The sequence below is a fragment of the Leifsonia poae genome (assembly GCF_027921845.1).
Lineage (GTDB): Bacteria > Actinomycetota > Actinomycetes > Actinomycetales > Microbacteriaceae > Leifsonia > Leifsonia poae.
Genome location: NZ_BSEN01000013.1, coordinates 167,752 through 192,418, shown reverse-complemented (window position 1 = coordinate 192,418; position 24,667 = coordinate 167,752). Strand labels below are relative to the sequence as shown.

The following is a 24,667-nucleotide window of genomic DNA, read 5'->3' as shown; positions in this document are numbered from 1 at the left end:
GGCCCTACCCCTGCTTCGTGTCGATGATGCCGGTCTCGTAACCGGCGGCGGTGTATTCGTCGAGGCGGAACCGGAGGTTCGCGCGCCGTTGCGGCTGGTACAGATCGTGGAACGCGCCCAGTTCAGACTCGTCGTCGGCGCCGCGCACGATCTCGTCGGCGCAGCCGTCGCCGAGCTGCAGGTACGCGGGCGTCCCGTAGCGCACGCTCGAGAACTCCGGAGCCAGCCGGAGGATCTCGCCCGGCCGTTCCGAGGCCGGCAGTGCTTCGAGCGCGGTGCGATCGGGAACGCAGTGGAAGCGTCGCGGCGTGCGCGAGCCGGGTGGCAGGTGGCAGAAGCGCACGCATCCGCGTTGCCGTCGTGCCACCACCAGAGCTCCGGTGAAGACGCTGTTCTCCGCGAGGCCGACCGCGTGCACCAGGGTGCGGCCGATCACGGTGGTCCGCAGCACGGTCAGTTCCGCGTTCGCCATCCGCTCCTCGGGGTCGCAGAGCGCCAGCCCGCGGTCGTCGCAGGAGTCGAGGATGCTGTCGGAGAGGCAGATGCGGTTCGGGCGTCCCCGGCGCTCGCCGTCGTCGACCCAGATCGACCCGACGATGCTGTGCTCGACGACCAGCGAGGCACCGCTGCCACCGAGGGTGATGCTGGGCTCATCCGGTCGCTCGGGCTCGCACTCCGAGCCGATGTCCCAGCCGGGCACGAGCGTGCAGTGCCGGATGCGCACGTCGCACAGATCGGCGGCACGCCGGGGCGTCTCGATGGCGACCGCGGCAGCGGAGTCTGCGGAGGCAGCGGCAGCGTCTGCGGCCGCATCGCCTTCCGCGTCGCCCTCCCCCGGATCGGGCGCCGCGATGGCGATGCCGCGCCCGGCCACGAGCATGCCGTCGAGCACGAACCGGCTGCCGGCCTCCCCGCTCACGCGGAACGGGTCCGGTTGGTTGACCCGGTAGTCGAGCAGGCGGAGCGTCGGACGGCACCGATCCGCCGCACGCAGCTGCAGGCTCTCGCCCGCGATCAGGTCGAAGGCGAGCCGCTCCTCGTACGCGCGGCTGTCCATCACCTCGATCGCCGCGGCGAGCGGCGCGACCTCCCCCTCGGCGACGGGTGCATCGCGCAGGGTCGTCCAGGCGCGGTAGGCGTCACCGATGTTCGCGAACTCGCCGTCCTTCGGCGCGACCTGCCGCACCCGGAACATCCGGGCGTCGCGGGGGCCGAGCAGCGGGCGGTGGTACTCGCCTCCGCCCATGCTGGCGCTGAAGCCGTAGTGGTAGGTGACGTCGACGGCACGGGGCGTCTGCCCGAGCGGGAAGACCATCCGGCCGCGCACCGGATCGACGAGCACGCTCCCGCGCGGCGCCTCGTACGCGTGCCAGTCGCGGAGGTCGGCGGGGATGACGTTCTCGGCCGCGATGGGCACGAGAGCACGCGCGCGTCCGCGCTGCACCGAGATAGTCAGCGACCGGCCGTCGCCGTAGTAGAGGCCGGATGCCCGCACCCGGTGCGGCCGCCGCGTCACCTGCTCCGAGAAGGCGCGCAGCCGGATGGGCAGTGGCAGATTCAGCGGGCCGGCGACCGCGGCGTCGTCGGCCGACCGCTCGGCTCGGGTGAACAGCGGTGCGTCGTTGCCGAGCACGCTGAAGGTGTAGCACTGGTTGCCCTCGCGCTCGATGCAGCAGGCGGGCGCCGCTGTCACGGAGTAGTCCTTCAGCCGGGCGACGAACAGCCCGAGCGACGGGATGTCGTACCGTCCGCGTGAGTGATGCGACAGTGGCCGGCGCACCTCTACGGTGTGCGCGGCCGAGTCGAAGGGACCGTCGAGGAGATCGAGGGCGTCGCCGTTCCGCAGGTCCAGCGTGCCGCCCCGGGTCGGATGCTGGTGGTCGAGCTGCTGCGTCCAGCCGAGCAGGGTGAAGAACTCGACGATGCGTGCCGGCCAGTCGGCGATCTCGTCGCTCAAGATCTCGAGCAGCGCGGCGGTCCCCTTGCGGCTGCGATGGTCGAGCGTGGCGGCGACGTCCCTCCTGGGCACCAGCACGCGGTTCAGGTCGCGCCCGGCGGGCGTGTTCGGGTCGCCGGGTGCACCGGCCTCGCTCACCGGCACGTAGCCGACCAGATCACCGAGGTACGGCACGACCCAGTCGGCTGCGGTCTCGATGAAGAGGTCGTCGTAGAGCTGGTCGAGGTCGCGTTCGAGCAGCACGGCCTGCTCGCCGATGATCTCGAGCACGGCCTTCAGGGGGCCGCCGAGCTCTTCGTCGCGCATCCGGTAGATCACCGGCAGGTGGTCGTAGAGGTCGTCGGCGTCGCGGGTCATGATGTCACCTCCGTGAGGATGAGCGTGTCGGCGACGGTCGGCAGCAGCATCGCGAGCTGGGCCGGGAGGAGCAGGCCGCCGTCGGCACGGTCCCCCAGCACGGTGAGGCGGCGGGGAGGGCGCGCGGGCGGCGACGGTGATGCCGTCGGCGCAGCAGCCGGGCCCGGCGGCGGTGGCGCCGCCAGGGCGTCGGCGATCTGCTGCTCGCTCCAGCTGGAGAGGGTGTCCAGGTCGACCCAGTCGACACCGGGCACACCGGCGATCACCTGCACCACCCTGCTCGACGCGACGCTCTCGCCGAGGCGCGACCGCTCGAAGCTGAAGGCCTCGAGCAGCGCAGCGCGCACGTGGGGTTCGACGAGCTCCCAGTCGTAGTCGGCAAGCACCTTCACGTTGGCCGAGATCACCATCGCGAGCAGCTCGCGCACGGCCACCCGCACGGCGAGGTGCGGATCGCCGAAGTCGTGCAGAGCCGCCGACAGGTTGCGGAACAGGTCGGAGGTGGGCTCGATCGGGGCGTCGTCGGCGCCGGCGATCGTGACCTGCAGGATGCGCTGGCGCCCGTTGCTGAGGCGCGCGGCCGATGCAGCGCCGATCCCGGCGAACAGCCGCGAGAAGTCGGCGTAGTCCTCGACGGAGACCAGCCGATCGAACGCCATCAAGGCGATCGGCACGTTCTCACGGGCAGACTCGAGGCCTTCGGGGTCGGCGCCTCCCGACGACCGGATGGGGTTCACCACCCCCTTCACGCCGAGCGGCCGCGTGGCGAGCTGGCTGATCTGCCCGGAGAGCACATTTCCCGCCCTCCCGATTCCCGACCGGTACACCGCGCGCACGTTCTCCTGCCCGCTCGGCAGGCGCGCACCGCGGTCGCCGGTGCCGAAGGTCACGCGGGTCACCCCGGTGTCGTCCGTGGCCGTCAGGTATCCGCGCTCACCGGCTCCGAGGGCCGCGAGCGAGTCCGCCTCGTGCCACTGCACCTCGTCGACGCGCACCACGAGGGTGCTCTGCTCCCCCGCTGGTGTCGGCGCCGAGACATGCGTGAGCGGCGGCTGCCGCAGCGCGAACGTCTGCAGCGTGCGTCCGGCGACGCCCGATCCCAGCACCTCCTGCCGGCTCTCTCCGTTCGTCGCCGGCACGACGTTGCCGTGGATGGTGACGGAGTCGCGCCGGTAGCGGTAGGCCAGCGGTTTCGCCAGGGTGAGGAAGGTGTGCGTGGCCTCGCCCGGGCGATCCACCTGCACGGTCGTCCCGTCCTGCTGGAGCAGTCTCATCGTCGCGGTCCCCTGCCGCACACCGGCGATCATCGCCAGCTCGGCCGCGTGCACGCCCGCGGTGCCGGAGACGTCGGTGCGCTCGCCCTCGACGATGACCCACCGGCCGGAGACCAGCCCGTCGTAGAGCGCGCCGAGCTCGAGTTCGGAATCGCGCACGTCGGCCGCGATCGGCGCCTCGGCGAGAGGGAGCTCCTCCTGCCGGCAATACACCGTCGTGGCACGCAGCGACTCCATGAAGTACTTGCCCGCGGCAGGCGGCACGTCGGAGACGCGCTCCCCTCCGGTCTCCGGATGCCACCACGGCTCGCGCACCTCCACCATCGTCTGCGCACCCGTCAGCCCGTAGGCGCTGCGGGAGAGCCCGGATTCCCGCGCGACGTCGGCGACCAGCGCCTCCATCTTCGCCAGGTCGCCGTCGAGCGGACGCTCGATGACGATGGTGCGGTCGCGCAGCATGGCGTCGTCGGTCGTGTCAAGAAAGAGGCGGTCGTCCTGCTCGTCGGCGGCCAGGACCCACTCGACGGACGGCAGCACCGCACCGCCGGAGAACCGGACCTCGCGCGGGGCGTTGTGCCCGAACAGCGAGACCTTCGAACGGAGCGCGTACACGGCCAGCGGCGTCGGCCGCGACACGCGACGCTGCCGCAACGCCGCGTAGAGCACGGCACCGAACCGCGGCTGCAGGGAAGTGAGAAGCGCAGGATAGATGTCCTGGCCCCGCCCGAACACCGCGTCGACGCTCCGCCCGAGCGCGCGGCTGCTGGCCGGCGGGATCGACGGCGGCTGCCGCAGGTCGTCGAGCAGGTCGAGGAAGCCGTCGCCCTTCTGGCCGCCGGCCGCACCTCTCCGCCGAAGCGATGCGGGCACGGCCTGCACCTCGGGGGGAACAGCCGGATCGGAGAACGTGCCGCCGTTCCAGTCGGCGAGCGTGACGAGGGTGCGGTCGTGCTCCGCCTGCACCTCTACGGCGGCGACCCGCGCGTGACGCAGCGGGAGGCCGTCCCCGAGGTCGAGCAGGAGCGCGTCGCTGGGGGCGAGGCGCGTCGCCGTGCCCGCGAGATAGAGGCCGTCCGACAGCACCGACTGCGGCGTCTGGGAACGGGTGACGCGCGCGGCGAGATCGTTCCACTCGGGCCGCGCCTCCAGTTCGTCCGAGGTCTCGAAGGCCTGCTGCGTCTCGCCGGGCTCGGGAACGCTGTTCGAACGGGCGCCGGCCGGGATGACGACGGGCGGCGAGCCGGCGTCGAGCTGGTACGCGAGGTGGACGCTCGCCGCGACGCCGGGGCGCACCCGGTAGCCGACGAGGCGCGCCAGCTCGACGACCGAGCGCCGCTCTGTGGCCGTGCGCAGGTAGCACTCGTTCGCGATCCGCTCCTGGTAGAAGGTGAGCACGTCTTCGGTGGTCGCCCACGCGTCGAGCAGCGCGATGGTCGCGTCATCCGGTTGCCGGGTGGTCAGGGCCGCCGTGGCTGCGTGGTCGGCGGTCGAGAGCCGGGCCCTCATCGCCGAGAAGACGGTGTCGCGGGTGCCGGCGCGGTAGTCGATGCTGCTGAGGCCGGGGCGGTTGGCGGTCATCGTCCGCCTCCGATCGTGAAGGCGATCCTGCCGTTTTCCGGCAGGCTCGGGTCGGCGTCGAGCCGGGCGATCTCCATGGGGCCGATCGGCAGCAGCCCGGCATCGATCTCGCCGGCCGGCGGTTCGAAGAGACGCTGCAGCCGGGTGACCACCACGCTCTCGACACCGGGGATGGCCTGCGCATCGGAGAGGAGACGCGAGACGCGCACCGGCATCCCGAAGGTCAGGCGATCCGGGTCGAAGGAGCCGTGCGGTCCGAAGACCTCGATCAGCCGTTCGCGCACATCGCCCCGGAGGTGGTGCGGTTCGACGCAGACGCTGAGCTCGATGTCGAGCGGCACCGAGCGCGCCGGAACGACGGCGAGGTCGTGACCCATCCGGCGGTAACGCTCGAGGTACGCGGCGATCTCGCTGAGCAGCGACGGGTCGGCCGTCTCGGTGCCCGCCGGATCGATGCCGACCCTGGCCTCGTACCAGCTGCCGGTCCAGCTCAGCTCTGCGGCCGCGCGCTGCACGCCGGGATGGCGGCCGGCCAGTTCGGCGTAGTCGGCTGCCGTCACGGCCCGCCGTCGCTCGGCGCGGAACGCGTACGGGGCGAGCAGTCGCGCCTCCTCGACCGGCTCGGGCGCGACCCCGCCCGTGCCGGGCAGCGGGTTGCGCACGGTCAGCGCCGTGCCGGTGAGCGATCCCGACAGCATCACCAGGTGCCGGATGCTCTCCGCCCCGACGTTCCCGCCCGGCCCGTTCCCGAGCCGGTAGCGAGCCGACCCGCGCCATCCGGCCGCCGGCTTCGCGCCGAGGATCCCGTCACCGAAGCGCAGCCGGGCGACGCCGTCGTCGTCGATCTCCACGACGAAGCCCCGATCGCTGTCATCGCTGTCGAGCAGGTGACGGCGCGGCGTCCACAGTGTCGGCGCATCCGGTGAGCCGTCGGGCGGCCGGAGGGTGACGGCGACGGCGGGGAGCGCCCCGCGCGGATCCTGGGCGGCGAACCCGGACGCCGGCCCGACCCCGGCGCCCGAGCTGAACGTGAGCGGGCTCCCGGCGAGCGCCGGGCTGATGGCCTCGGCGACGTCGATCACCTCCGGGATGCTGCCGACGCACCCGCAGTCGGCGACCGTCTCCGTGATGCCGATGGGATCCCACGGCGGGTCGTCCGTCGTGCGTCCGTGGTCGACCGGCAGCACGTTCCCGCGCACGACCGACAGGCCCGTGATGCGGCGGCAGTCGGGAGCGGGCAGCTCGGCAGTGAGGCAGAGCACGAACGGAAGGGCGTCTTCGCGCGCCCACTCCACTTCGACGAGGGCCTGGTCGTCGTACGGACGCCTCACGCGTGTCAGGCGCACCGCATGCCGGTGGCGAGGGTCGGCGTCGGCCGGGGCTCCGGTCAGCGGGCTGACGATCTCCTCGAAGATCACCACGTCACCCGGCGCGAGCCCGATGCCATCGGGCGGGGTGCTGTCGACGAGTGTCGCGCGGGTCGCGCCGACGGGCAACGAGCACTCCTTGCCCTCCCACGTGAAGATCTCGATGGAACTGTTCGCGCCGCGGAACCGCACCGTGGGGCCGGAGGCGAGCGCACCGGCCACGATCTCGAACTGCTCGTACGAAGCCGTCGGCTGCGCGCGCAGGTCGTCCGCGCCGAGCACGGCTCCGGGCTGCAGCCGCAGTCCGGGAACGGCTGTGACGAACGCCAACTCGGCAGCATCGAGCGGACCGACATCGTCCGCGGTCTCCACCGAGACCCAGGTTCGCGCATTCACGCCCTCGTGCAGGTCGTAGCCGACCAGTCGCGCGTGCCGTTTGACCGACACCCTGCGCCGGGCCGTGCCGAGGTACGCCTCGGTCGCGACCGCGTCTTCGTAGTAGCTGAGGTCGTCCGCGGCGTACGCCATCAGCTCGACCATCACGACGCCGAGGTCGGCTTCGTGCCGTTCCGTCCACTCCGGCAGCGTCTGCGCCAGACGGTCGAACATCAGCCGCCGGAACGACTCGTAGTCCTTGGCGAGGTAGTCGACGGGAGGCGCCCCCACCTCGACGACGGCCGCTGAGCAGCCGCACGAGCCGTCGCATCCGCCGGCCCTCTGGCACGGGCATCCGGAGCCGCACCCGCACGTCGCGCAGTCGACATCGGGCTCGCAGTCGAGCCGGAAGCCGAAGCGACCGCAGCCGTAACGCGGATCGAACCCGGGATACGGCCCCCACTCCGTCGCGCCGTCGTCCCGCTCCGCGACCGGCCGCCGCTTGCGCAGGCACAGTTCGTACTCGGAGAAGTCGCCGCAGCGGTCGACGAACACCTCCAGACACGGCTCCTCGCCTTCCTCCGGCGTCGGCGTCTCGAGCCGCAGCACCCGGATGTCCCGGATGCGCACGCCCCCACTGATCTGCACCTCCTGCGGCGTCAGACCATCCGGCTGCTCGGCGTCGGCGAGCGCAGGGACCTCGCCGATGAAATGCACGCAGAGCCGCGTGCCCCCGTCGTAGACCTCGACGTCGTCGACACCGTTCCAGCGGCCGGTGCCGCCGTCGCCGCAGTCCCAGCAGTCGCTCATGCGGCCACCCCCCGCACGAACACGTCCGATCGCGTCTCACCGGTGAGCCGCACGACGTACGACAGGTCGACCCGCAGGGTGGCGTCGTCGCTCGTCACCTGCAGGTCGGACACCTCGATCACGTCGCCGAGCCAGCGCTGCAACCCGGCCTGCACGGTGAACTGCAGGGTGGCAGCGAGCTCGGGGCTGTTGGGGGCGAACACCAGGTGCATGAGCCCGCTGCCGAAATCGGGCAGGTTCACGCGCTCGCCCGGCGCGGTGAAGAGGAACTGCTCGACCAGATCGCGGATGTGGTCGCCGGCGTCCGTGACTGCGGTGCGGCCGGTCGCGTCGAAGTGGAACGGGTAGTCGAGCTGCACGATCACACCGCCGTCGCTCTCGTCTGCGTCGCGACCACCATGAGCGGTGTGCCGGTGGGGGCGCACACCGCCTGGCTGCTCGTGACGACCAGGGGCGAACCGTTCGACAGCACGCGCGTCGAGCCGCTGAGGACCTGCGCGGTGACGCACGGGCCGTTGCCGGCGGTCGGCGGCGGCAGCACGCATCCGGCGATCATCCACGGCGAGGTCAGCAGCACCGTCGGCTGACCGCTCACCGTCACGCGCGGGTTCGGCACGGCCGGGGTCGCCTGCCCGGCGTGGGCGCACAGCACGGTCGCCGACACGTGCACCAGGAAGCCGGGCATCCGTTTCTCCGTTCGTTGCTTCGGTCAGTTGATGACGAGCGCGCCGTTGTTGATGGTGACCGTCGGACCGGTCATCACGATGGTGGCGCCCTTGCCGTTGCTGATGGTGATCCCGACGTCGTTGACGAGGATCATCGCGTTCGTGGTGCTCTTGATGAGGATGCCGCCCGTCGGTCCCGGCACGTCGCTGATGGTGATGCCGTTCTGCAGGCCCGACTGCAGGATGATGCTCGGGCTGACGGGGTTGCCCGCCATCGCGAGCGTCGGCACCTCGGCCGCCGTGCCCCAGAAGCCGCCCACCCAGATCGGGTAGTCGGGGTCGCCCTGCTCGAACTCGACCCACACACCCGCGCCGAGCTGCGGCACCACGTACACACCGCTCGCCTTGCCGGCGAACGGCACGCAGGGCATCGCCCAGGTGCCAGGCACGAGGCCGCCGACATCCGGCACGATGACCTGGATGCGGCCGAGCTGCATCGGGTCCACGTTCTGCGCGACCGTCCCCCGGTACTTGCCGTAGTACGTCTCGCCCGTCATGACGGCACCACCGGAACCGTGGAGATCAGGCCGTTGCGTGTGAGGGTGAAGCTCTGCTTGTACTCCCCGCGCTTGATCTGGTGCTTCACCTCGGCGACGTAGTACAGGCCGTCGAACGCCAGCCCGGCGCCGCGCACCCCCACCAGAGCACGGCTGCGCAGAATGCGGCCGTAGCGTGCGACGTCGAGGCCGCCGGTGCCGGTGACCGTGTCGGCGGACTTGCTGGCCTCGGCCAGCCCGATCAGGATCGCCTGCGTCGGCGTGAACTTGGCCGTGTCCTTGGCCTTCGTGAGCCGGGACGGGATCGGCTGCAGCAGCCCGAGCGGTGGGTTGAGCGGCCCGATGTCGGGCAGGATGATCGGGATCGGCACCTTGGTCTCCTCGTTCTGGATCATCACCTGCGGAAGGGAACGCTCGTTGCTGTTGAAGGCGAACGTGATCGGTCCGGCGTTCGAGTACGCGTCCATGTCGAGGTTGAGCGCCGGCTGCGGCACGCCCACCTTCACCTTCGGACCCCAGTAGGCGATGCTGGTGCCCGGCGCGGGGCCGGGGTCGACGTAGAACACGTAGCCGACCCGGTCGGCGAGCGCCGTGAGGTACGCCAGGTCCGTCCCCTTCTGCACGGGGATCTTGCGGATGGGGATCGGCACGTCGAGCAGGATGCTCGGGATGATCATCGGGATGACGCCGAGCACGAGGTACTTGGCCAGGATCAGCGCGACGGCGGCCTCGGCGGGCATGGCCGGATACGGCAGGCCGGTGAAGTCGATCTTGTCCATCACGACCGTCAGGTCCTCCCCCGTCACGACGAGCACGGAGTGGCCGGCGTCCGAACCGGGCTGCACCTGGGTCTTGGTGACCATGCCGTCCATCAGCACGGTCGGCGTGCCGTTGAGGGTGGCCGCGAGCACAACGCGCACGATCGGGATGGGGCTGCCGCCGGCGATCAGGAACAGCGTGGGCAGCACGGACCTGCTGCTCATCGTGAAGGTGAGGGAGAAGCCGGACGCCTTGGTGTCGTTCGACGTGATCTCGACGCTGGTCAGGGCGTCGATGACCGACTGCGGCACCGGCACCGGCACCGCCGGCCCGACCATCAGCGACAGACGCACCCCGTCAAGCACCTGGCACCCCCGGGATGCCGGCCGGCAGGGTGATCCGCAGCCGCCGGCCGACCGGCAGCACCAGATCGGGCGGCATCATCGCCCGGTTCGCGTCGGCGAGCTGCCAGGCCTGCTCGGCGTCGCCGATCGTCGCGGCCGCGATGAGGTCGAGGCGGTCGCCTTCGACGGTGCTGTGCGACCCGAGCTCGGCGAGCGACTCGGGCTGCGGCAGGAAGCGGCGGCGCAGGTAGCGGATCTCCTCGCCGTTCGGTCCGGTGTGCACCGCGGTCTCCGTGAGGGCATAGCGGCTGGTAGGTGGGAACGGATTGCTCATCAGGGGATCCCCGTGATTCCGAGGGCGTCGAGTCCGGCCGGCGGGTTGGTCGCGGCGAGCCGTTCCTTCTGCTGCAGATAGGTCATGAAGAGGCTCCCGGCGCGGTGCGTGTATCCCGCATCGTCGATCGTGAGCACGCGGAGGCCGAGGCTGACCTTCGCCTGAATCGGGTTGAGCGAGGCGTCGAACGCCTCCTCGGTCACAGAGAACTCCGTCACCCGCACCGGGACGATGCGCTGCGCGCTCCAGACGAAGAGCGCCAGCGGCGTCTCCATCGGGAGGATCTCGAGGGTTCCGGCCTGCTCGCGCGCGTGATTAGCGCTGAGCTGCGCGCTCGTCGGATAGATGAGCGTCTCGAGGGCGGCGAGCTGGGGGAAGATGCCGACCCGGCTCGCCCCGTTCGGCGCGAACTCGAGCTGGTCGACCGCGTCGAGCTCCGCCTCGAGCTTGATCGTCTCGGTCGGCGGCCCGGTCAGGCGCAGCACCTCGGAACGGTCGGCGGTGTCTTTGCCCGCTCCGTGCACCTGGAGCGACCGCGTCAGGGTGTTCGGGTTGTACTGCAACGCGATGACCCGCTGCACGGCCGACGTCGCGGGGTCGATGAGCACCAGGCCGCCGTGCACCAGGTTCGGAGTGTTCGGCGCGGTCATGGCGTCGGCCTCCCGTCCGTCCCCGGCGTCGACTCATTCACCGAGAGCCGGTCGGCCTCGTCGAGCTCAGCGGTCAGCCGCGAAGCGCTGTAACCGTCGGTCCACCAGAACGAGACGCCGAGGCGGTGCGGCAGTTCGACCAGTTCGGGGAGCACCCCTCCGGGCACGTCCGCCGTGTCCTCGTCCGTCAGCAGCACACGGTGCCGCCCATCGGAATCGAGCAGGAACGCGGCGGCGGCGGCGACGTCGGATGCCGCGGGGAGGTGCCCGGCGGTCTCAACCCAGCGCCGGAGAACCGTGCCGAGGGCATGCCCGGGATGGGTGTCGGGCCGGTCATCGTCGTCCAGCACCCCCGCCAGGCTCCGTTCGGAACGACCACCGCTCCAGCTCGCCCGGAACAGGCGAAGTCCGGGGGCGACGTCGTCCTCCGCCAGGTCGACGACGACGTCGGTCGAACGCACCGGCACGCCCAGTTCCGCCGACCGATCGGCGACGGCCGCCCGGATGCGGTTCTCGGCGGCGGACCGCTCCGCCCTGGCCATCATCGCGTCGCCACCGTCGGATCGACCGAGGCGTCGAAGTACGTCTTGGTGTCGGGATCCTTGTCCTGCAGCTTGCGGCCCTTTCCGCGCACATCCGGCAGGTAGTAGAGGGCGTACGCCTCCGCGAACCATTCGGCGGGATCGCGGAACTGGTACGGCGTCAGGATGCGGTCGCGTGCCTGGAACTCGTAGCGGTTCCAGCTCGACGGGTAGGACTCCTCGTAGATGTGCACGGGAGCCGTCCCGAGCTTCTGTCCGCCGCCGTCGGCCATGAACCACGGGTCCTTGAGCCCGACGGTCACCGCAGGGAAGACCTTGTCGGCGACGACGGCGTCCTTGGTCGCCTGGGGAAGGGGCGCGAACCAGGGCAGGGCCTGCACGCGACCGACCATCCCCACGGCGGAACGATTGGTCATGGCCGTCACGATCTCGGTGCGCACCGCCGTGATCTGCGGTGCGGCGAGCCCGGCGACCGCGCCCGCCGAGTCGGCGATCATGTCGTCGGCCGCCGTCGAGAAGTTCGCCTTGTACTGCGTCCAGCCGCCGCGCTTGGGGAGTGCCGGCTCCGGACCCGTCGTCCAGCCGATCGTCCTGTCGACGGAGTGCCCGGTCTCGTGCAGCGCCGTCTCGGTCACGTCGTCGCCGACCGCTACGTTGATCGAGAGCTGCTTGGAGCCCGGGTTGTACTGGCCGAGCAGCGTCGTCCCGTCGGGCTTCGTCGCCTGGGTGAACGCGTTCAAGGCGGTGAAGTTGACGTTGCCGGCGACGTGCGCCTCCGGCAGCAGATCGAGCGCCAGGTAGGTCTCCCGCAGTTTTCCGGCCGTCCAGTTCGTAGGAGTGAGGCCGGCGGCGGTGCTCTGGCCGACCGTGAGGCCGAACCGCTGCTGCGCCGCGAGGATCATCGTCGCGATCGCGTCGCTGCCGGTCTCCTGCACCACGACACGCAGGATCCGTCGCTGCTCGGGGGTGAGTTTTCCCGAGGGGAGCTGGGCCACCCACGGGCGCAGGTAGAGCGTGTGATGTGCCGCGGTGGAGTTGGAGACGAGCCGCGCGAGGTGGCCGGACGTGTTCAGCTCGGTGAGGAACTTCTCCTGCTCGACGCCGGAGAGGGCGACGAAGGTCTGGTACACCTTCGTCACGTCGTTGTCCGTGACCGCCCAGTCGAACAGGCCGTAGCTGAGCAGGTCCTTCGCCTGCGGAGCGGCCTTGGCGGCCCCGAACGCGGTGATCACCCTCTGGTAGCCCGCTCCGGCCTTGGCCGCATCCGGAAGGTTGTCGATCAGCCGGTCGATGTACTTCTGCTCCAGCTTGGCCGCCCCCGCCGTCAGCTGCGCGTCGGTCAGGGAGCTCAGCAGAGCCAGCGCCTCCAGCGCGTCCGAGTCGGTGACGGCCCAGTCGAGCAGACCGTAGGAGAGCTTGTCGCGAACGTCGGAGATCACGTCGAGTTGGATGCGCTGAGCTGCGCCCCGCGGAGCCTCCAGCACGTGCCGCGCCTCGTGCGCGATCAGCGCGCGGCCGGACGGCGTGCCCGGCTGCAGCCGTTCCTGGGCGAACAGCACGTCGGACCCGATGGTCGCTGCGTTGGCGCCGAGCATGGCGGCGGTCTCGTTCGCGGCGCGATCGGAGTGGAGACGGATGGCGCTGAAGTCGTGGCCCGCCGCGGACGAGCCGGTGGTGCGGCCGATCTCGTGGAGCATCCCGGCGTCGAGCGGTCTCCCGGCCGACTCGAGGCGCTGGGGGGCGCGGCGGGCGACGAGCTGCTCCTGCCTCGCGGTCAGGGACGTGGGGCGGTGATCGAGCGGCGCCCGCTCGAGGGGCGCGCGTTCCAGGGTGCTCATCGTGTCACCGCCTCGACGACGGAGGCGGCGATGCCTGCCCCGAAAGCGCGCGGATCGGCGGACGCCGTGGTCGGGGCGGCCTCGATGCGTCGCGTGAGCGTACCCTGCGGACCCGACGGCGTCCGCGCTGCGGTCATCGCCGCGCGCTCCAACCCGAGAAGTCGGGTCACCTCGAGCTCGACGGCCTCCTGCAGCTCCGCGCGCTGACCGCGGCTCAGCGGCATCCCTTCGATCGACAGGGTGTCGATGTGCAGTTCGACGTCTCCTGCTCCGGTCATGCGCTCGATCCTTCCGGTGCTGTCCAGGCGAACTCCGACTCGGCGATGGGCCGGTCGAGCTTGCGGAACTCGACCCTGGCCGAGGCGAGGACCGTCGGCATGTCGACGTCGCCGCCCGCGTGCGCAGCACGGAACGCGCTGTTCAGCGCGACGTTGCTGATACTGCCGCCGGTGAGATCCAGGCCGGCGAGCCGGTCGAAGTCGAGCCGGTCGACGGAGAGCCCCTGGGGGAAGACGTTCTCCCAGATCTTCCTGCGTTCGGAGACGCCTGGGAACGGGAAGTCGACGATGAAGCGCAGTCGCCGTACGAAGGCCGTGTCGAGCGCGCTCTTGAGGTTGGTCGCCAGGATCGCCAGCCCGCGGTACGTCTCCATCCGCTGCAGCAGGTAGTTCACCTCGATGTTGGCGTAGCGGTCGTGACTGTCTTTCACCTCGCTGCGCTTGCCGAACAGGGCGTCGGCCTCGTCGAAGAAGAGGATCGCCCCGCCGCCGTCGGCCGCATCGAAGAGGCGCCGCAGGTTCTTCTCGGTCTCACCGATGTACTTGCTCACGACCGCCGACAGGTCGATGCGGTAGAGCAGCAGTCCGAGTCCGTTCGCGAGCACCTCTGCGGCGAGGGTCTTGCCGGTGCCGCTCTGACCGGCGAACAGCACGCTGATGCCGAGCCCGCGGTTGAGCTTGTCACGAAAGCCGTAGCCGTCGTAGACGGTGCTGCGCTGCTCCACCTGCGCGGCGATCTCGTGAAGGAGCTCCAGCTCGTCGGCGGGGAGCTGGATGTCGTTCCACTGACCGAGCGGCGTGATCCGCTGTGCCAGCTGGTCCATCACCGGCCGCGCCTGAAGCAGGCAGTCCTGCCAGAGCTGCTCCGCTGCATCCGACGCGGGGGCTCCGCCGTCACCGGATGCGGCGGCGCGCGCGGTCGCCTGCGCCGCGATCCGATGGATGGTCGGCAGCTCGAAATCGAACTGCCCGGTGAGGCGGTCGGCAGCATTGGCCACCGCCGGCGGGAGCTGCTCCGACCACGCCGCGTGCTGCTCTGCGGGCGTCGGCTTGCCGACATCGGCGACGGCGCCGTCGATGGCCGGCCAGGGGTCGGCGGCGTCAAGGAAGACGAGCTGATCGGTACGACCGAGCCAGCGGCCGAGCGGTGGGACCTGAGGGGCGGTGCGTTCGACATCCCGCACGTCGATGAAGAGAGCGAAGGGATTCAGCGCTGTCTCCCGCCGGATCAGCCGGGTCAGGGTCTCCGCGCGGGCGTCGTCGACGGGGAATCCGTCGGCCGCGAGCGCGAGCAGCGGCGCACCGAAGCGTGCGCTCACCGCCTGCGCGACGGCCCTCTTGCCCTCCTCCCCGGCGCCGAGCAGCTGGATGACGGGAACGGCGGTCCCCTGCCGAAGCCGCAAGGCCTCCAGGATGCTCTCCACGATCGCGCTCTGCGAAGGCGGCAGGAGGTCGGCGGACGCGGCCGGCAGCGGCGACAGCAGGCCGGCGAGGTCATCGTCGAGGTAGGTGAGGCCCTTGAGGTAGTGGAGGATGCGTTCGTCGACGGTGAGCCGGCTCGAGATGATCGGGCCGCCGGGATCGACGTGGATGAGACCCCAGTAGCGCAGCGGACCGTCGGGCGAGAGCGCGTCCCAGCTGGGATCCGGCAGGGCGGCCAGCGCGAGAGCGAACGTGGGATAGCGGTGCTGCGGCTCGAGCGCGTCGGCCATCAGGCCGCCCAGGCCGGTGTCGAACTCCACCGCAGCGCAGAGCAGCACGACGTCGCGCTCGAAGTCGGTGAGCCCGAGGCGGTCGGCGAGGGTGAGAAGGGCGGGCTGATCGGGGACGACCGCGGGTGTCGACGCGCTGTCGGCGGGGGCACCGGACTCGTCGCCGGTGCCGTGCGCATCCGGATCGGCAGCCGCGGGTGAAATCGTGGGCTGCGCCGTCGGCGGAGGCTCGGCCGGCTCGAGTCTGAGCACGGCGGGAGCCGCGCTCGCATCGTCGGAGTGACGCCGGCCGCCGAACCCGCGGCGTGCGTGCGGTTCCGGCATCGGCGCGGCGGGCATGGCGGGCACGACGCGGTCGTTGCGATGGTGCTCCTCGGCGAGCGCCGTCAGCCGCGACCGCAACTCGGCGAGGGCCGAGGTGAGGAAGGCGTTGTTGGCGTCGAGCCAGTCGCTGCGCGCGCTCACGCGACCACCACCTGCTGCTGCGGATCGAAGGACGGCATGGCGTCGGCGTCGCCCGCCAGCCACGGCACGCTGTCGACGCCGTCGATGCGCAGGCGCACCACGTAGGTTCCGGGAGGAACCGCCGGCACCTCGAACGTGAATGTGGTGGGCGTCGTGTCGATCGCCGGATCCCCCGCTGCGGGGTTCGCGCGCGTGAGCGGTGGAAGCTGACGGGAGCCGAAGAGGAGCACTGCTGATTGGCTGTCGCGCACGCGCGGCTCCGCCGTGACGGTGAGCGTGGAACCGACGGCGATGCTGCCGGCGGCGGCATCCGGGTTCACGGTGATCGTCGGCGCCACCCCGACGCCCGAGCCGCGCTGGTCGACGAGCGCCGGCTGATCCGGATGGCGCACCACGACGGTCACCGCATAGAAGCCCGGCACCCAGTCGCCGAGCGCCGTCGCCACGGTCGCCTGATCGGGCAGTGTCACGCTGAGCTCGTCGGGCACGAAGCCCGGCTGTGCCGCGAGTTCGATCGCGGCCGGCGGGTCCTCCCCCTGCGCCGGCCGCATCGTGCTGGTAAACCGGATGACCGTGTCGTCGGGTGAGAGGTTGTCGCCGACGAGCGCAACGGCCTCGCCGAGCCGCGCGGCCGGCCGGCCGCCGATCGGGCGCACGCCGCGGAGCACCGGAGCGGCCCCGGCGACGGCGACAGGACCGCGGTCCTCGCTGCCCCGGCGGAGCACGGGCAGCGGTGACGAGACCGGGGAACGGCTGTCGATGAGCACCACGGTCGCGAGGTACGAGGCCGACAGGCGATAGCCCGACTGGAACGTCGTCCAGAGCTCGCTCATCTCGGCGACCGAGAGCGACTCCGGCGTCAGCCGCACGCGCTCCGGCTGAGCGGACGTGTCGTTGCCGGTGAGGGCGGCATCCAGCTCGGCGCCGTCGAGCACGGCGTGATCGTGGAGCACGCTCAGCGCTGCGGCGGTGACGCGGTGACTCATCGCGTCTTTGTCGGCGTCGTCGGGGGCGAAGAAGGTCAGCAGGTAGTGCAGGTCGAGCGCGAGCGGCGGTCGGCCGCTCTCCCCCGCGTGCACCTGCGCAGGGTAGTCCTGATTGCGCCAGGCCGGGTTGGCAGCGGTGCGATAGAGGAAGAGGTTGACCGACGGGCCCACCTGATTCACCCGCGCGGCCGCGGGCACGGCCGTCGTCACCGCCAGCCCGGCGAGCCCGGCGTCGAGGGCCGGCATCTGCGTCAGCAGCAGGTTCCGGATGGCGTTGGTCGTCGCGGCCACCGCGAGGGAGTTGCTCATCGGCCCCTCCCCGCATCGCGCTGCTGCAGGTACTCGTCGAGGCTCATCGGGCTGTTCCCGCGGTCCGTCTGCGCAGCCCGCCGGGGCGCGGCGACCGGCGCGGCCGGGACGGCGCGGACTTCGACGCGTCCGATCGTCACCCGGATCACCGGGGCCGGCTCAGGCTCGACCACCGGCTCGCGTTCGGGCACGGCCTCGAGTCGGGGACTCACCGCATCCGGAACGACCCGACGCGTCTCGTCAACGGGTGTCGGCGACGGAGACGTGGCTGCGGGCGCGGTGGGCGGTCGCGGCGTGACGTGCTCGACGACGACGAGGTGGGGCTCTGCACGGTCGCTGTCCGACCTCGTCGCGGCGGGCGACGGCGCATGCCGCGTCTCCCGGCGGAGCGACGCGTCGGCTTCGGTGGGGGACGGCTCCGAAGCACGCGGTCGCGACGGCTCGGGTGCAGCGGTCATCCGCGCCGCAGGTGGTTCGAGACCGACCGCCGGCCGCCCGCTGGACGTGGCCGGCGCGATCGGGGCGTCCGGCACTCTCGGACGCGCGGAAACCGGAGCGGGGGCGGTTCGCGAAGCCGGCTCTGCCGCGCCCTCCGGTTCCCGCGCAGCCACGATGACGGCGCTCTCCTGCACCTCGATGACCTGCTCGCGCGGCGCGTCCTCGAAGAGGGCGGGAAGGCGCGGCCCGACGCCGGTGGCCGCCGGAAGGCCCTGTTCCCGGCGGATCAGTGAGCTGAGGAAGTCGCTCATGCGCGCACCAGCTCGAGGTAGTGCCGGCGCCGCTGCGGATGCAGAGCCAGGATGTCCCGCTCCGCCCACCCGTACGAGCGGGCCAGCGTGTGCACGTCGGCGAGCGTTCGCCGCGCCCAGGAGTCGAGCTCCTTCCAGAGGAAGCCGACGACGTCGAACGGTGCGACCCAGTCGGAGCCGCACTCCGGGCAGGCGAGCGCGAGATCGATCCTGGCCCCGGGATCCAGCCGCGCCAGCTCCTCCGACACTCGCGAGACGGCCGTCTCGCTCAGCGTTTCCGGCCGCGCCACCGAGCCGTCGGCGGCCCGCGCGTCAACGACGCACCGTCCGGCGAGCGCCCTGCTCGCCTCCTCGATCGGCAGCTGCGCCACGGCCAGGATGTCGGCGCTGGTCACCGGCCGCACCGTGACGGTGGTGCCTTCGACCCGCAGCGCCCCGGTATCCGGGGAGGGCTCTACCTCGAGATCGGAGCCGGACAGCTCGAATTCGACGTCCTGCCCGCACTCCGGGCAGCGCGCGACGGCCTCGATCACCGGACCGAACAGGTCCGCTCGTAATGCAAGCAGCCGGGCGTCCCGAACTCCGATCGCCAGCGCGGCGGGGTCGTCATCCGGTGTCGCCGTCGCCGGATCGGTCGCGGAGTCGAGGAGGAGCAGTGCGCGCCAGACCGGCGGCTGGTCGATCCCCCGTTCCCACACGCCGACGAGGGAAGCGGCGTCGCGACCCGGCACTGCGCATCACCCGGCAGGTTCGGTGAAACTCGGCTCGGTCGGTTCGACGATGTCGTAGTCGCGCTCCCAGCCCTCGTTCTCCAGCTTGATGTGCTGGATCGCGACGGCGTTCGCGTTGGCATCGAGGTCGGGCAGCGCCTGGAACTCGGACACCCAGCATCGGAAGATCTTGTAGCCGATGGCGAGCTGGCCCGCCTCGTTGTAGACCTCGACGATGATGTCCTTGCGGAAGTCCTTGAGCGAGGTCTCGGCGCCCAGCCCGGACCCGAAGTTCCAGACCTTGTTCGCCCACTGCTCGAACTCCTTGTCGTGGGTGACGCCGCGCTCGATCGAGATCGCCTCGAACTCGGTGCGACCCGGCGACTTGCGACTGGACGACGGATCGCCGCCATCCCGGTGCTTGACGACCTCGGTGGTGCGTTTGAGGGCGCCCACCTTGCTGACGCCGGCCACGTAGCGCCCGTCCCACTTCACACGGAACTTGAAGTTCTTGTACGGGTCGAAGCGCTGGGCATTCACGCTGAACTGAGTCATGACGCTCCTAGGCTTGGATCTGTCCGGCGATCTGCTGGATCTGCAGGATCACGAACTCGGCGGGTTTGAGCGGCGCGAACCCGACGACGATGTTGACGATGCCCAGATCGATGTCGTTCTGGGTGGTGGTCTCCTTGTCGCACTTGACGAAGTACGCATCCGCCGGGGTCTTGCCCTGGAACGCCCCCTGCCGGAACAGGTTCTGCATGAAGGCGCCGAGGTTCAGGCGGATCTGCGACCAGAGCGGCTCGTCGTTGGGTTCGAACACGACCCACTGCGTGCCGCGGTAGAGGCTCTCCTCGATGTAGAGCGCCGTGCGCCGCACCGGGATGTACTTCCACTCCGAGGCGAGCTGGTCGTTGCCCTGGAGGGTGCGCGCACCCCACACCACACGCCCGGCGGCCGGAAGGCTGCGCAGCGCGTTGATGCCGCGCGGGTTCAGCTCTCCGATCTCGCCGTCGGTGAGCGGCACCGCCAGCTCGGGCACGCCCACGAGGGTCGCATCCAGCCCGGCCGGCGCCTTCCAGACGCCGCGGTTGGTGTCGGTCCTCGCGAAGATCCCGGCCACCGCCCCGCAAGGGACGAAGTCGCCCACCTGGTTCTCGCGCATCGGGTCCGGCTGGCGAAGGCGGGGGAAGAACACCGCCGCGTTCTTACTCAGCGTTCCGAGTCCGGGGATCCCGTTCTTGGCCGTGTCTTTGTCGACCCAGGTCGTCCGCGGGTCGATCAGGATCATGGAGCGTCGCTGCTCGCAGTAGACGGCCGCCTCCGCGATCAGGTCGGCCTCGACATCGTCGTCCAGGTAGGGCGGGATGCACAGGATGTTGAACAGGTCGGCCTTCTCGAGCGCGTACAGACCCCTCTTGTTCGTCTGCATGTTCGGACCGATGAAGTCGGCCGACCCCAGGTCGACGCCGTCGTCGACCGTGCCCTTGTTCGGCCCGTCGGCGGCGACGGCGATGCTCGACGGCGGATCGACCTTCGTGCCATCGGTCTTCGTGTCCGACCAGATGTCGGTCTGACCGGTGACGAGCTCCGGCTGCTTGCCCGGGCGGCCCGTCGGCACGGCGCCCTTGGTCTGCACCAGCCGCGACTCGTTGAGCAGCACCTTCGTCACGTGACGCGGATGGCCCTCCTTCGCCGAGACGTTGCGGATCAGCTCGACCTGGCCGGTCTGGCCGTCGCGCACCGCGAGGTTGAACAGATCGGGATCGGGAGTGCTCGTTCCCGGCGCCGGCCGCACGTTCCAGTCGATCCGGGCGCGCAGCTGGTTGCCCCACGAGCCCGGGTCCTGGGCCTCGAGGGTGATGCCGGATACGATCAGCGACGCGTGCGGTGCGACGGGCGGCGGTGCCGGCGGAGCGTTCGGGTCGGCGGGAGGCGGCGGCGGCGCGACCCCGAAGAGCCGCACGATGACCGCCTGACTCCCGCCGTTGCGGTAGAAGTCGCGCACGGCGTACCCGAGGGAGCTCTCGGCCCAGAGCCCGCCGAAGCGCCGCTCGAAGTCGGCGTAGCTGCTGATGGAGATCGGTTCGTCGGTCGGGCCGCGCAGGGTGCGCCCGATGAACGCGGTGATGGAGGTTGCGACTCCGGTGATCGTGCGGACGCCACTCGGAATCTCGCTGACATAGACGCCCGGATACGTCGTCGTTACAGGCATGATGGTCCTCGATCGAGGCTCAGTCTTCTGCGATGTGTGTGCTGCCCGCGTGGCTCCGTCGCGTGGCTCATGCGAGGTGTCCCCGACACCTGACAATTCGTCAGTTTGGCCCTCTCGCAGGGAGGGTGTCAAGAGCGGTTTGTCTACCCCTCACGTATGCAGCACGGGGTTCCCGCACCGCGCGGACATTACCGCGACGGCATACATGCCCTGCTTGTCAGCCGCGGTTGCGCGTTGTGACCCGAAGTGCCCCATTCGGCGCGAAGACGGGCAGGCTCCTGGCGACCTCGGGAAGGCCGACGGTGGCAGCGAACGTTCCGCCGTCCGCGGGGGCGAGCTGCAATTGGTTGGGCATCCGGTCGATCGAATCGATGGCGCCGGGCAGCTCGCTGTTCCACGCGTACCAGCCGCCGAACCCCTGGCCGAGATCGCCCACGTCGATGATGAGGGTGTCCGACCAGTCGGAGACCTGCTCAAGGTGGTCGCTGAAATCGAAGCCGCCCTTGTCGAAGACGATGTGGTAGACCCGCAGCGACAGCGCGTAGCGCGAGAGCACCTCCTTGTCGGAGGCGGGCGCGTCGGGTGGCTCCTTCTGGAAGAGGAACGTTCCGACGATCGGCACGGGCGAGTCGGGAGAGTCCGGCTTCTTCGTGATCTCGGCGTTCAGTTGGATGGGGCACCAGTGCTCGGCCCGCTGCTCGCTCATCACGATCGGCAGTCCCCGGATGGCCAGCCGCATGTCGGCCTGCCACGAGACGTTCTCCCCGAGGGAGCTCGTGTCGGCGGGGAGGCCGGCGAACGACAACGATACGGCCCACTTTCCGAACAGGAACCGTGCGAGGTTCTGGTACCCCTCCTCCGAGTTGACCTCGCCGTAGCGGCCGGAGTGCGACTTGAACACGTAGGCGCGGTGCGCGCCGACGACGTAGGCGTTCTCGATCAGCACCAGTCCGTCGCTCTTGGGGCCGACGGCGACGCGCGCCAGCGTGTAGTCCGCGGGATCGGTGCCGATCAGGCAGAAGACGTGGTCGACGTCGAACACGTCGGGCGGGATAACCCCCGGGTCCCAGTTCTCGCCGCGATCAGGGGTGTCGCCGAAGGTCTTCCCCGGCGTCAGGTAGCCGTACATCTTCGGCGGGGAGAAGATGTCGGACCCAGCGGTGCCGAACGTCTCCATCGCCCAGTTGGCGATGCCGGCGGTCAGCACGATGCCGCGGTGCGGCGTGCCGTAGGTGAAGAGCTTGGCGACGATCTCCTTGGCGGGCCGACGCGCGTTGCCGTCGGCATCCGGCGTCTCGCAGATCTTCTGCATCATGCAGCGGGCGACGAGCCCGCCCATCGAGTGGGCGACCAGGTTGACGGCGGGCGCGCCGGTGCGCTCGATCACGTGCAGCACCAGGTCGTAGAGCTCGCTCGCCGCGCGCTCGATGTCGAAGCCGTTGTCGTCGAGGTGGTGCGTGATCGCGTCGCCGATCTTCTCGAAGATGTTGCGCTTCGGCTGCGGCGTGAACGTCGTGGCGAACTGGTCGTAGAAGCGATGCACCCAGATCGACTGCGGCGAGAGCGCTCCCGTCGTGGTCTCGAGGAACCGCTTCTGGTCGCCGTGGACGAGGAACTGGTAGCCCTGCTCGGTGAGCAACCGCAGCAGCGGGCCCTCGAACTGGTAGAACATCGGATCGCCGTCGCCGTCGACGCGTACGTGCGTCGCACCGTCGTTGAAGCCGTAGAACGGATCATCCACCGTGACGTCGATCTGACTCGTCGGTCCGGCGTATCCGCGGCAGTACACAATGGGCAGCTTGTCCATGACGCTTCCCTCTGCTGAGCGGGCGGTCGCCCCTCTGGTGCCGCCACGCGAGCACAGCGTCCCAGACGGCGCCGCCTCTGTCAACACCTAACTGAGACTTGCTCACTCCGGTTCGGGGGTGGTGAGTCAGCGCGGGGCGAGGGCCTGCCGCACGGAACCGTGCACGCGGGCGAAGAGTTCGTCGCGGGTGAGCGCGGCCCCGGATGCGTCGAGTGCGTCGGCCGGGCCGGCGAGCAGCACGCCGAGCGCACCGGTGACCGCTCCGATGAAGGCGCCGACGATGGCGTTCGCATCGACATCGCCGAGCTCGGGGAACGCCTGCGCCAGATGCTGGGCGATCGTGCGCTGGGCATCGAGCTGCACTTGCAGCGAGCGACCGCGAACGGCGGGCACCGTGCGCATGAGACTCATCCTCAGCCCGGCGAGCCCGCCCACGAGATCGTCATCGTCGCTCGCACGCACGTCGAGCAACGACTGCAGCAGCACGTCGACGGGACGGTCAACCGGTCGGCGCGCGTCGATCGCCCGCAGTGCAGCGCTCACCCGAGCGTCGCTCGCCGGGAACAGCAGCTCCTCCTTGCTCGCGAAGTAGCTGAAGAACGTTCGCGTGCCGATGTCCGCGGCCGCGGCGATATCGGCGACGGTCGTTTCGTCGTAGCCGACCCTGGCGAAGAGGTCGGTGCCGGCGGCGACGATCGCCGCGCGGGTGCGCTCGCGCTTGCGCTCTCGGAGGGTCGGCACACCTGGCGAAGTCATGGACCGAGCATATCGCATCCAACGCATTTCAGCATTCATTGCATTTTCGCATTCAATGCAGTTATGGTGAGCGGGTGATCGGTCCACGACCACCCGACGAAAGCAGGTCACCATGCGCGCACGCACCGTTCTCATCTCCGGCGGAGGAATCGCCGGGGCGACCCTCGCCCATTCACTGGGGCGGCGCGGCTTCGCGGTCACCGTCGTCGAGCGCGCCGCCGCGGCCCGCTCGAGCGGCAACCCGGTGGATGTGCGGGGCGCGGCCGTCGACGTCGCCCAGCGGATGGGCGTCATGGATCGCCTCGAGGAGCTATCGACCCACGTCGAGAGCCTGCGCTTCATCACGCCGGCCGGGCGCACGATCGCCCGGCTGGACATCCGTCCCCGCCGCCGCGCGGAGGGCCGCCACGATGTCGAGGTGCCGCGTGCCGACCTCGCCCGGGTGCTGCTCGACGCCGCACGACCGACGGCCGAGTTCGTCTTCGGGGACGCGATCGCCTCACTGCACGCGGACACCGACGGCGTCGATGTCGCATTCGACAGCGGCATGGAGCGCCGGTTCGACATCGTCATCGGCGCCGACGGCCTCCACTCCGGCGTCCGGCGTCTGGCCTTCGGCGACGAGGCGCAGTTCGTGCGTCATCAGGGCCTGTACGTCGGAACGTATCCCCTCGGGCAACCGCTCGACGATCCGACGGAGGTGGTGATGCTCAACACGCCGGGGCGCTCCGCCTCCGTGCATCCGGGCAGTGGGCATCCACTGGCTGCATTCATCTTCCGCAGTCCCGCCGACCCCGGGTTCGACCATCGCGACGCCGACCAGCACGCAGCGATGATCCGGGAGGCGTACCGCGGCGACGGCTGGATCGTGCCCGAACTGCTCGAGGGACTCCAGCACGCGGACGACCTGTACTTCGACGCCGTCAGCCAGGTGCAGCTCCCCCGGTGGTCGCGGGGACGCATCGCGCTGCTCGGCGACGCGGCCTCATCGGTGTCGCTGTTCGGTGAGGGCTCGAGCCTTGCGATGATCGGTGCCGCGCGACTCGCGAACGCGCTGGCCGAGACGAGCGACGCCGAACAAGCGTTCGAGCGGTTCGAGGCCGAGCATCGCCCGCTCGTGCGGTCCAAGCAGCGGATGGTGCGCCTGGCCGCCGGCCTCATCGTGCCCGGCACGCGACTCGGGATCGGCGCGCGCAATGCCGGCGTTCGGCTCTCGTCGCTCGGCGCCGCCTGGATGCGACGGCTCCCGTCGGGCGACGCCATCGCCGGCTGA

The 24,667-nt window shown here is 70.6% G+C and carries 21 protein-coding genes; 1 reads left to right on the top strand and 20 read right to left on the bottom strand.

What is annotated here, in order from left to right:
• Window positions 1-4: 4 nt before the first annotated feature.
• From PKE84_RS13905 to PKE84_RS13810, 20 genes are all read right to left on the bottom strand, one after another.
• Entirely contained in the window at window positions 5-2,314 is a 2,310-nt protein-coding gene (locus tag PKE84_RS13905) for a hypothetical protein (RefSeq protein ID WP_271177855.1), read from the bottom strand.
• On the bottom strand, window positions 2,311-5,166 hold the full coding sequence (locus tag PKE84_RS13900; RefSeq protein WP_271177854.1) for a putative baseplate assembly protein: 2,856 nt from the start codon (window positions 5,164-5,166) through the stop codon (window positions 2,311-2,313). Before PKE84_RS13900 ends, PKE84_RS13905 begins: the two co-directional genes overlap by 4 nt.
• Complete coding sequence (locus PKE84_RS13895; RefSeq protein WP_271177853.1) at window positions 5,163-7,718, bottom strand: putative baseplate assembly protein; 2,556 nt, start codon at window positions 7,716-7,718, stop codon at window positions 5,163-5,165. The genes PKE84_RS13900 and PKE84_RS13895 overlap by 4 nt, the downstream gene beginning before the upstream one ends.
• Window positions 7,715-8,083 (bottom strand): GPW/gp25 family protein, encoded by a 369-nt coding sequence (locus PKE84_RS13890; protein ID WP_271177852.1) that lies wholly within the window; start codon window positions 8,081-8,083, stop codon window positions 7,715-7,717. The genes PKE84_RS13895 and PKE84_RS13890 overlap by 4 nt, the downstream gene beginning before the upstream one ends.
• Window positions 8,080-8,403 (bottom strand): hypothetical protein, encoded by a 324-nt coding sequence (locus tag PKE84_RS13885; RefSeq protein ID WP_271177851.1) that lies wholly within the window; start codon window positions 8,401-8,403, stop codon window positions 8,080-8,082. Before PKE84_RS13885 ends, PKE84_RS13890 begins: the two co-directional genes overlap by 4 nt.
• 24 nt (window positions 8,404-8,427) lie before the next feature.
• On the bottom strand, window positions 8,428-8,940 hold the full coding sequence (locus tag PKE84_RS13880) for a phage baseplate assembly protein V (RefSeq protein WP_271177850.1): 513 nt from the start codon (window positions 8,938-8,940) through the stop codon (window positions 8,428-8,430).
• Window positions 8,937-10,064: a hypothetical protein gene (locus tag PKE84_RS13875; RefSeq protein ID WP_271177849.1), complete on the bottom strand. Its 1,128-nt coding sequence runs from the start codon at window positions 10,062-10,064 to the stop codon at window positions 8,937-8,939. Before PKE84_RS13875 ends, PKE84_RS13880 begins: the two co-directional genes overlap by 4 nt.
• A complete protein-coding gene (locus PKE84_RS13870; protein WP_271177848.1) occupies window positions 10,057-10,377 on the bottom strand; it encodes a hypothetical protein in 321 nt (106 codons plus the stop codon). Before PKE84_RS13870 ends, PKE84_RS13875 begins: the two co-directional genes overlap by 8 nt.
• Entirely contained in the window at window positions 10,377-11,027 is a 651-nt protein-coding gene (locus tag PKE84_RS13865) for a hypothetical protein (protein ID WP_271177847.1), read from the bottom strand. Before PKE84_RS13865 ends, PKE84_RS13870 begins: the two co-directional genes overlap by 1 nt.
• On the bottom strand, window positions 11,024-11,572 hold the full coding sequence (locus tag PKE84_RS13860; RefSeq protein WP_271177846.1) for a hypothetical protein: 549 nt from the start codon (window positions 11,570-11,572) through the stop codon (window positions 11,024-11,026). Before PKE84_RS13860 ends, PKE84_RS13865 begins: the two co-directional genes overlap by 4 nt.
• On the bottom strand, window positions 11,569-13,407 hold the full coding sequence (locus tag PKE84_RS13855; protein WP_271177845.1) for an eCIS core domain-containing protein: 1,839 nt from the start codon (window positions 13,405-13,407) through the stop codon (window positions 11,569-11,571). Before PKE84_RS13855 ends, PKE84_RS13860 begins: the two co-directional genes overlap by 4 nt.
• Window positions 13,404-13,685 (bottom strand): hypothetical protein, encoded by a 282-nt coding sequence (locus PKE84_RS13850; protein ID WP_271177844.1) that lies wholly within the window; start codon window positions 13,683-13,685, stop codon window positions 13,404-13,406. Before PKE84_RS13850 ends, PKE84_RS13855 begins: the two co-directional genes overlap by 4 nt.
• Entirely contained in the window at window positions 13,682-15,862 is a 2,181-nt protein-coding gene (locus tag PKE84_RS13845; RefSeq protein ID WP_271177843.1) for an ATP-binding protein, read from the bottom strand. The genes PKE84_RS13850 and PKE84_RS13845 overlap by 4 nt, the downstream gene beginning before the upstream one ends.
• Window positions 15,859-17,157: a Pvc16 family protein gene (locus PKE84_RS13840; RefSeq protein ID WP_271177842.1), complete on the bottom strand. Its 1,299-nt coding sequence runs from the start codon at window positions 17,155-17,157 to the stop codon at window positions 15,859-15,861. Before PKE84_RS13840 ends, PKE84_RS13845 begins: the two co-directional genes overlap by 4 nt.
• On the bottom strand, window positions 17,154-17,906 hold the full coding sequence (locus PKE84_RS13835; RefSeq protein WP_271177841.1) for a hypothetical protein: 753 nt from the start codon (window positions 17,904-17,906) through the stop codon (window positions 17,154-17,156). Before PKE84_RS13835 ends, PKE84_RS13840 begins: the two co-directional genes overlap by 4 nt.
• Window positions 17,903-18,637 (bottom strand): T4 family baseplate hub assembly chaperone, encoded by a 735-nt coding sequence (locus tag PKE84_RS13830; RefSeq protein ID WP_271177840.1) that lies wholly within the window; start codon window positions 18,635-18,637, stop codon window positions 17,903-17,905. Before PKE84_RS13830 ends, PKE84_RS13835 begins: the two co-directional genes overlap by 4 nt.
• Before the next feature lie 6 nt (window positions 18,638-18,643).
• Window positions 18,644-19,171 carry a phage tail protein gene (locus tag PKE84_RS13825; RefSeq protein WP_271177839.1) on the bottom strand — a complete coding sequence of 176 codons (528 nt, stop codon included), beginning with the start codon at window positions 19,169-19,171 and terminating at the stop codon, window positions 18,644-18,646.
• 7 nt (window positions 19,172-19,178) lie between these two features.
• Entirely contained in the window at window positions 19,179-20,831 is a 1,653-nt protein-coding gene (locus PKE84_RS13820; protein ID WP_271177838.1) for a phage tail sheath family protein, read from the bottom strand.
• A gap of 217 nt (window positions 20,832-21,048) precedes the next feature.
• Window positions 21,049-22,638 (bottom strand): esterase/lipase family protein, encoded by a 1,590-nt coding sequence (locus tag PKE84_RS13815; protein ID WP_271177837.1) that lies wholly within the window; start codon window positions 22,636-22,638, stop codon window positions 21,049-21,051.
• Window positions 22,639-22,764: 126 nt separating this feature from the next.
• Window positions 22,765-23,394 carry a TetR/AcrR family transcriptional regulator gene (locus PKE84_RS13810; protein ID WP_271177836.1) on the bottom strand — a complete coding sequence of 210 codons (630 nt, stop codon included), beginning with the start codon at window positions 23,392-23,394 and terminating at the stop codon, window positions 22,765-22,767.
• Window positions 23,395-23,506: 112 nt separating this feature from the next.
• Here PKE84_RS13810 and PKE84_RS13805 point away from each other — a divergent pair, with 112 nt between their 5' ends.
• Window positions 23,507-24,667 (top strand): FAD-dependent monooxygenase, encoded by a 1,161-nt coding sequence (locus tag PKE84_RS13805; RefSeq protein ID WP_271177835.1) that lies wholly within the window; start codon window positions 23,507-23,509, stop codon window positions 24,665-24,667.